The organism is Alphaproteobacteria bacterium (assembly GCA_040905865.1).
Lineage (GTDB): Bacteria > Pseudomonadota > Alphaproteobacteria > UBA8366.
The window spans coordinates 72,624-79,212 of the sequence record JBBDQU010000072.1 but is presented as its reverse complement, the minus strand read 5'-3'; the positions used below and the strand labels follow the sequence as shown (position 1 = coordinate 79,212).

The window sequence follows — 6,589 nt, the reverse complement described above, 5'->3', positions numbered from 1 at the left end:
TACAAGATATTGAACCCAGGACATTCACTTACACAATATATCTGACACTCTCATCCTCGCCATTGACCACCGCCCGCCCCGCGGCCGGCGCCACCTCGGGGACCCTGCCGACGTCCTGTGGGATCTGTGCATTCACCGCATGGTCAACCGCATCGATCCGGGTGAAGCAGGCCCCCGCCAATTCGACAGGAGGGCTTGCGGCCTTTCAATGCGTGAGGAGGACGGAGTGCGCGGGTCTCTTATTGTAAAAGTAAAACATCGCACAAACGATGAAGACATCGCCGACCATCGGGCCTCCTGTCTGATCAAGAGAAGAAACGGGTGCACCATTTGCAAGCCTGTACAGCACCTGTAGTGGGATCACGCGACAGTATCAGCGGCATACGCGCCACGCTCACCCATCGGTTTGTCGGGTCCCGTAGTCGTGTCGTGACGTGTCTGACGCTCCATCTCGGAATTGATTTCCGCTCCGAGGAGGACAATGAAGGCGCTCAGATACAACCACATGAGAAGGCCAACCACAGCACCAAGCGATCCATAGACCTTGTTGTAGCTTGCAAAATTTGCCACGTAGACAGAGAACGCCGCCGATCCCACAATCCAGAGGAATGTAGCCAGGACGGCGCCCCAGCTTATCCAGGCGATACGGGGATTGGTACGGTGCGGTCCAAAGCAATAAAATATGGCCAGGGCGACCAGAAGCGCCACGACAATAACAGGCCACCGGACAAGCAAAACGATCCATTCACCAATTTCGCCTAACCTGAATATTCCGATTATCGCAGGCACTGCAATGATCGTCGCCAGGGCAGTCGTCGCGATAACCAGAATGATGATCGTAAGGACCAGCGTCACGCCGATCCGGGATAAGATACCTCTCCGTTCCTGCTCGCCATAGGCAATGTTAAGGCCCGCCACCAACGCATTGACACCGGATCGAGTGCCCCAAATCGCCAGAGCAATTGCCACCAGCGAAGCCAGACCGACATTCGTGCCGTTCGTGCTGGCGAGATCAGCCGTCTGCGACCGGATAATCCCGAGCGCATCGGCGGGAAGGACGCCGGACATCAGATTTATATGGCGCGTGACATCCGCTGGTTCGGCGATCAAGCCATAAAGACCGATCAGTGCGGCTATACCGGGGAATAGAGCCAGCATCGCATAGAAGGCAATTCCAGCAGCAATGAGTGGAATATTGTCCTTGCTGATTTCGTCCTTCGCGCGAAGGAGAATTTCCTTCCAGTCTGACCAGGCAAACCGGAAAGGCCGTTCGGTGTAATTGTCCGAGACCGCCTTCCCGTCGTCTCCGCCAGATGGCATCAGGTCTGACTCGTACCCAGGTCCTGTTTCTCCGCTTCTTCCTTTGCGGTCTCTTCCAGCCGTTTCGCGGCATTTCGGGCCGTGTTCCCCGCCCTGTTGGCGAGAGTTTCCCCTTCCGGCGCCGACTCATCGAGTTTTTCCAGCGCCTCGTCAGCCACTACCCGGGCTTCCGCAGCAACCTTCTCACCAACGGCTTTGGTCTTTTCCACTTGTTCGCGCGCCATAGACTGAGCCTGATCTTTCAGGCGGTCGCTATGATGTCCCAACAGTGCGTCTTCACCCTGCGTACGTGGTAACGCACCGGCAATTGCAGCGCCTGCCGCCAAAGCCAATGCACCCAAAACCAGCGGGTTTTCATCCATCGTTTTTTCAAACCCGTTCCTGGCTTTTAGAGTGGTTTCGCTGACTTTATCGGCAACTTTGGACGCCGTTTGAGCGGCATGATCGCCCGCTTCGCCGACCGTCTCCTTCATGCTTCGCGCCTTGCCTTTAACCGTTTCGGCGGTTGCACTGGCAACGTCACTGGTCTTGTCCCTAAGACTTTCGCCACTGTCGTCACCTGAATTTTCCCCGCGACTTGAATCTGCGAAGCGTGGCGAATTTCCATCGCCAAACGTATCTCCGGTCGCAGCGCCGTACGCAGTCGGCCTGGATTCCATTGCAGGCGTCACCCGGGACAACGGACGAGTATCGTCACGACTGACGAAGTCCCGGCTGTTTCCCTGCCGATTTGTGCCGGCAATCAACCACGCAAGTCCGATGCCGGTGAGCAACAACGGCAGAGGATTTCTTTTTACCGTCTCGCCTAAATTCCGACTGATATCGCCGCCATGTTCGGAAATCACGTCGATTATACCGTTCGCTATGCCCTTGACCGAAATTTTAGCCTGCAACGCATCTACCGTGCTTGAGACATGGGCTCGCTGCTGGTCGACTTCGCGCTCCAGTTGCGCGGATGATTTTTCGCCGGGGTCGGTTTCGGATACACTCATCACGATTTCTCCTTTGCCAGTTCAGCGTCCCTTTCGACGGCGCGAACCGTTTTCTGTGGGGATAATTTGCTTGCCTTCAAATCCGTCAGTCCTTTTGTCAGCAGCACGTAAGCGACAATGGCCAATACCGAACCGACGATAAGCGCCGCCCACCCGGGCGCTATCCCCATGTTCTGGATAGCGGCTACAAGGGCCGCCGCAAGGACGTTCAGGGCTACGAGCGCCAGCACGACAGCGCCCACAATCATGCCCAGGGCAACAGCTGCCCGGTTAACCTTTTCACTGACTTCCGCACGAAGGAGCTGGATCTCTTTTTTGAACAAAGTTGTAACTTCATTGATCAGATCACCAATAAGTGCGGGGGCGGATTTTTCGTTTGGACGCTGCATGTCATGCTCCGCTTGTGGTTGCGCCGGCAGATGTCTCCGGCGACGTCGAGGTTGGGGTCGCCGTCTGCCGCGCCGTTGTCGATTCCCGTGCCTGCGGGGTCCCGCTCCCGGTCTGGTCATCACGCGAGGCCTTGGCAAATCTGGAAATGGCAAAGCCGGCAAGCGCGGCGCCGCCGAGGAAAGCCGCCGGATTACGGCGGGCAAATTGCGACAGGCTGTTCGCCAATTCGCCAACGCTCTTTCCTTCCATTTCGTCAGCGATCGATCGCAGTCCGCTAGCGGCTTCCGACAACAGCTGCCGAGGCGTTGAATTTTCGTCCAGGTTGTCCGCGGAATTTTTCAGCGCATCCGCTGTCTGACTGAGCGAACCTGCCAGATGACCCTTTTCTCGCTCGGCCCTGTCTACAAGCGTCGATTTGGCGTTCTCCACCTGTCCCCCAACTTCCTCCCTTATCCTGGAGGCGGCAGTGTCTGCTTGGTTCTGGACGTCGCGGCTTGCCTGGCGGTCTGTTTCGGAACTGCGCTGGTCCGTTTGTCGTCTCTGGCTGGGCTCTTGCATGATTGTCTCCGAAATAGGTGAAATCCAGAACACTATTGATGGCGTGACTACAGCAGTGACAGTATGGCCAAAACGACTACAACCACTCCGATCACCCAGAAAATGTTGTACATGATCGCTCCAACTCTTGTTTCGGCTCCGGTGGGCAGGACCGGTATTGCCGTTTCGATACGTTGATTTTTCGTGGTTAACGATATCGAAGAGACAATGTTCCGGGTTCGGTTTCGGAATCCTGTCCGTAAACGGCGCAGCGGATAAAGCAACGCAATTACAAAGCTTTGACGCTGGTAGGATAGGCGGTACACTGGAAATGCTCCCTATCCTGTTCCCTTTCGAATACGAGACAGATTTCTTCGAGCCTCCTCAAGGCTCCACGGTCAGGCGCCGAACCATCTCGCGGCCCCACTCCCCTCGCCTGACGGCCGGCGCCGCCCTACAATGCGCCGACACTGTCATCACAAATGAAAAAAGGAACCTGGTCATGGGGCATCGTCTGAAAGGAAAAATCGCAATCGTTGTCGGGGCGGGACAGGCGCCGGGGTCTTCGCCGGCCATCGGCAACGGGCGGGCGACCGCGCTGCTGTTCGCGCGCGAAGGCGCCTGCGTAATGGCGGTGGACCGACGGCTGGATTCGGTCCAGGAGACCGTCGCGATGATCGAGGCGGAAGGCGGCGAGGCCGTGGCGCAAGCCGCCGACGTGACCGACGAGGCGTCCATGCAGGCGATGGTGGCCGCGTGCGTTGAAAAATTCGGGCGGATCGACGTGCTGCACAACAATGTCGGCATCAGCGTCGAGGGCGGCGATGCGCCGATTACCGAGATCACCACCGAATCCTTCGACCGCATCGTCGCGGTGAACCTGCGCAGCATCGTCTATGCCTGCAAGCACGCGCTGCCGGTGATGCGGCCACAGGGCAGCGGCGTCATCATCAATATCTCCTCGATGGCGGCGCAGAACACCTATCCCTGGGTCGCCTACAAGGCGACCAAATCGGCAATGGTCGAGATGACCAGGCAGGTCGCGATCCAGAACGCCGGTTACGGCATCCGCGCCAACGTCATCCTGCCGGGGCTGATGGACACGCCGATGGCGGTGGATCGCCGGGCCGAGGCCTTCGCCCGCCCGCGCGAGGAAATCGCGGCGGAACGCGACGCCAAGGTGCCGCTGAAGGGCAGGATGGGCACCGGCTGGGACGTTGCCCATGCGGCCTTGTTCCTGGGCTCCGACGAGGCCGGCTTCATCACCGGCGTGGCGTTGCCGGTCGACGGCGGATCGAGCTGCCGGGTGGGTTAGGGAAAAAGGACATAGCCGGGTGAGCGGCTTTAACGATACTCACCCGGCCTCCTCCCCGCTCACTCCGCCGCCGCTTGCGCGCGCTGGAATTTCGGCATCACGTCGCGGCCGAAATGGTCGATCTGTTCCAGCATCACGTCCAGCGGCGTGCCCATCGCGGACTGTGCGTTGACCGCTTCCAGCCCGGGGAATTTCCGCTCGACCTCCTGCAGGAATTCGACGAAGCCCTCCGCCGGGCCGCAATACCATGACCCCCGGTCGCAGGCCTCCTCCAGCGTCGGAATACCCGAATTGCGGATCCCGCCGCGGCGGCCGATGGCCTCCACCTGTTCCGGCTTCAGCGGACCGAGGAAGCCCAGCGGACCGAACATCTTGGCATGTTCTTCGTAATACGGCGTCGCTTCCCGGATCGCCTGCTCGCGCGTCGGGGCGATGTGATAGGAAATGCCAAGGCAGAGGTTCTCGCCCGGCTTCGTCTTGATGCCGGCGCGTTCATGGGCGCGCTGGAAGGCGTGGATATTGCCTTCCGCCATCAGCGCCGAACCGCCGCCGACGATCCCCTTGATGCCGTGTTTCACCATGAAGTCCAGCCCGCGGTCGCCCGCGCTGACCACCGGCTGCCAGCATTCCACCGGCAGGGTGCGCGGCCGCGGCACCAGGGTCAGGTCCTTCAGGTCGTAGCCGCGATACGGCACCGCCGGCGGCAGCGTGTAGAATTTTCCCTTGTGCGAAAAGCGCTCGTTGTTGAACGCCTTGAACAGAATATCGACCTGTTCCTCGAACATGTCCCTGTTGGCTTCCGCGTCGATCAGGTGGCCGCCCAGGGTTTCCACCTCGCGCGTGTGATAGCCGCGCCCGACGCCAAAGATGACCCGCCCCTTCGTCAGCCAGTCGGCGGTTGCGTAATCCTCCGCCAGGCGCAGCGGGTGCCACATCGGCGCGATGTTGAAGCCGCAGCCGATGCGCAGCTTCTTCGTCACATGCGCCAGATGCACGCCCAGCATCAGGACATTGGGGACACATTCGTAGCCTTCATGCTGGAAATGGTGTTCGGCGAACCACAGCGCGTCATAGCCCCAATCGTCCATGCGCTTCGCCATCGCCTCGGACTTGTCGAAGACCCCGGCCAGTTGTTCATTGGTGTAGCGCCGGTCATTCGCCGGCGTCGCGTCCTGCCCCATATCGCCGAGGTCGATATGGCCGGCAAAGAGCGATGAAAAGCGCTTGATCATGTCCGTTCCTCCCGATTGCTCAAATTGATGGTAGCGCGGCTTTCGCGTCGCGCGCAAATGGGCGCGGCGGCGGCAGGAAGTGGTGAAAATGATTCGTGCGATGACATTACGATAATTTCCTCCTATAATGGAGCATAGGAGGAAATTTTTATGCCACTGAATATCAAGGATGCCGAAACGCATGATCTCGCCCGACGCCTTGCGAAACTGACCGGCGAGTCCCTTACCAGGGCGGTCAAACACGCCATCGCTGAAAAGCTGGCCCAGGTGGAAAAGAACCGGAACCGGGATACCCTTGCCGACGCGTTGGACCGTATCGCCCTGCACTGCGCGAGCCTGCCAAAACGCGATAACCGGAGCGCCGACGACATTATCGGATATGACGAGAGCGGCTTGCCCGGATGATTGTCATCGATACATCGGCCCTTATCGCCATCATGACCGACCAACCGGAACGACGCGATTTCAACGAACAGATCGAGGCCGCGACAGCCGTCTCGATCAGCGCCGCGAGCCTGCTGGAAACCCGTATTGTGCTATTCGCCCGGTCCGGGGAAAGCGCAGTTCTGGCGCTGGATGCTTTCCTGCTGAAAAGTGGCATGACGGTGGAAGAAGTCTCCCCCCGGATCGCGGATATCGCGTTTGACGCCTATCGCCGTTTCGGAAAGGGTACGGGGCATAGTGCGGCACTGTATTACGGCGACTGCTTTTCATACGCACTGGCAAGACATCTCGACGCGCCATTACTGTTCAAGGGCGACGATTTTTCACTGACTGATATCCGGTCGGCAATGGACGATTAA

General features: G+C 59.1%; 8 protein-coding genes. 3 read left to right on the top strand and 5 right to left on the bottom strand.

Annotated elements, in window-relative coordinates; all coding sequences use genetic code 11:
* Positions 1-360: 360 nt before the first annotated feature.
* Genes WD767_16225 through WD767_16210 form a run of 4 tightly spaced genes read right to left on the bottom strand, consistent with a single transcriptional unit; the run spans position 361 to position 3,260 of the window.
* Complete coding sequence (locus WD767_16225; protein ID MEX2617637.1) at positions 361-1,320, bottom strand: YihY/virulence factor BrkB family protein; 960 nt, start codon at positions 1,318-1,320, stop codon at positions 361-363.
* Positions 1,320-2,312, bottom strand: coding sequence for a DUF3618 domain-containing protein (locus tag WD767_16220; GenBank protein MEX2617636.1), 993 nt, complete (start codon positions 2,310-2,312; stop codon positions 1,320-1,322). Before WD767_16220 ends, WD767_16225 begins: the two co-directional genes overlap by 1 nt.
* Positions 2,312-2,701, bottom strand: coding sequence for a phage holin family protein (locus WD767_16215; GenBank protein ID MEX2617635.1), 390 nt, complete (start codon positions 2,699-2,701; stop codon positions 2,312-2,314). Before WD767_16215 ends, WD767_16220 begins: the two co-directional genes overlap by 1 nt.
* 1 nt (position 2,702) lies before the next feature.
* On the bottom strand, positions 2,703-3,260 hold the full coding sequence (locus WD767_16210) for a hypothetical protein (protein ID MEX2617634.1): 558 nt from the start codon (positions 3,258-3,260) through the stop codon (positions 2,703-2,705).
* Between the two features lie 481 nt (positions 3,261-3,741).
* On the opposite strand from WD767_16210, the gene WD767_16205 reads away from it, so the two are divergent.
* Positions 3,742-4,554, top strand: coding sequence for an SDR family NAD(P)-dependent oxidoreductase (locus WD767_16205; protein MEX2617633.1), 813 nt, complete (start codon positions 3,742-3,744; stop codon positions 4,552-4,554).
* A gap of 59 nt (positions 4,555-4,613) precedes the next feature.
* Here WD767_16205 and WD767_16200 read toward each other — a convergent pair whose 3' ends face one another.
* Positions 4,614-5,786 (bottom strand): LLM class flavin-dependent oxidoreductase, encoded by a 1,173-nt coding sequence (locus WD767_16200; GenBank protein ID MEX2617632.1) that lies wholly within the window; start codon positions 5,784-5,786, stop codon positions 4,614-4,616.
* 150 nt (positions 5,787-5,936) lie between these two features.
* Between WD767_16200 and WD767_16195 the strand changes: the two genes are divergently transcribed.
* Together WD767_16195 and WD767_16190 are read left to right on the top strand one after the other, a co-directional pair.
* Positions 5,937-6,191, top strand: a complete 255-nt coding sequence (locus WD767_16195; GenBank protein ID MEX2617631.1) for a type II toxin-antitoxin system VapB family antitoxin — start codon at positions 5,937-5,939, stop codon at positions 6,189-6,191.
* Positions 6,188-6,589 (top strand): type II toxin-antitoxin system VapC family toxin, encoded by a 402-nt coding sequence (locus WD767_16190; protein ID MEX2617630.1) that lies wholly within the window; start codon positions 6,188-6,190, stop codon positions 6,587-6,589. The genes WD767_16195 and WD767_16190 overlap by 4 nt, the downstream gene beginning before the upstream one ends.

Excerpts from the sequence above, each read along its gene's own strand:
- WD767_16225 (MEX2617637.1), bottom strand. The coding sequence starts at position 1,320 with ATGCCATCTGGCGGAGACGACGGGAAGGCGGTCTCGGACAATTACACC.
- WD767_16220 (MEX2617636.1), bottom strand. The coding sequence starts at position 2,312 with ATGAGTGTATCCGAAACCGACCCCGGCGAAAAATCATCCGCGCAACTG.
- WD767_16215 (MEX2617635.1), bottom strand. The coding sequence starts at position 2,701 with ATGCAGCGTCCAAACGAAAAATCCGCCCCCGCACTTATTGGTGATCTG.
- WD767_16210 (MEX2617634.1), bottom strand. The coding sequence starts at position 3,260 with ATGCAAGAGCCCAGCCAGAGACGACAAACGGACCAGCGCAGTTCCGAA.
- WD767_16205 (MEX2617633.1), top strand. The coding sequence starts at position 3,742 with ATGGGGCATCGTCTGAAAGGAAAAATCGCAATCGTTGTCGGGGCGGGA.
- WD767_16200 (MEX2617632.1), bottom strand. The coding sequence starts at position 5,786 with ATGATCAAGCGCTTTTCATCGCTCTTTGCCGGCCATATCGACCTCGGC.
- WD767_16195 (MEX2617631.1), top strand. The coding sequence starts at position 5,937 with ATGCCACTGAATATCAAGGATGCCGAAACGCATGATCTCGCCCGACGC.
- WD767_16190 (MEX2617630.1), top strand. The coding sequence starts at position 6,188 with ATGATTGTCATCGATACATCGGCCCTTATCGCCATCATGACCGACCAA.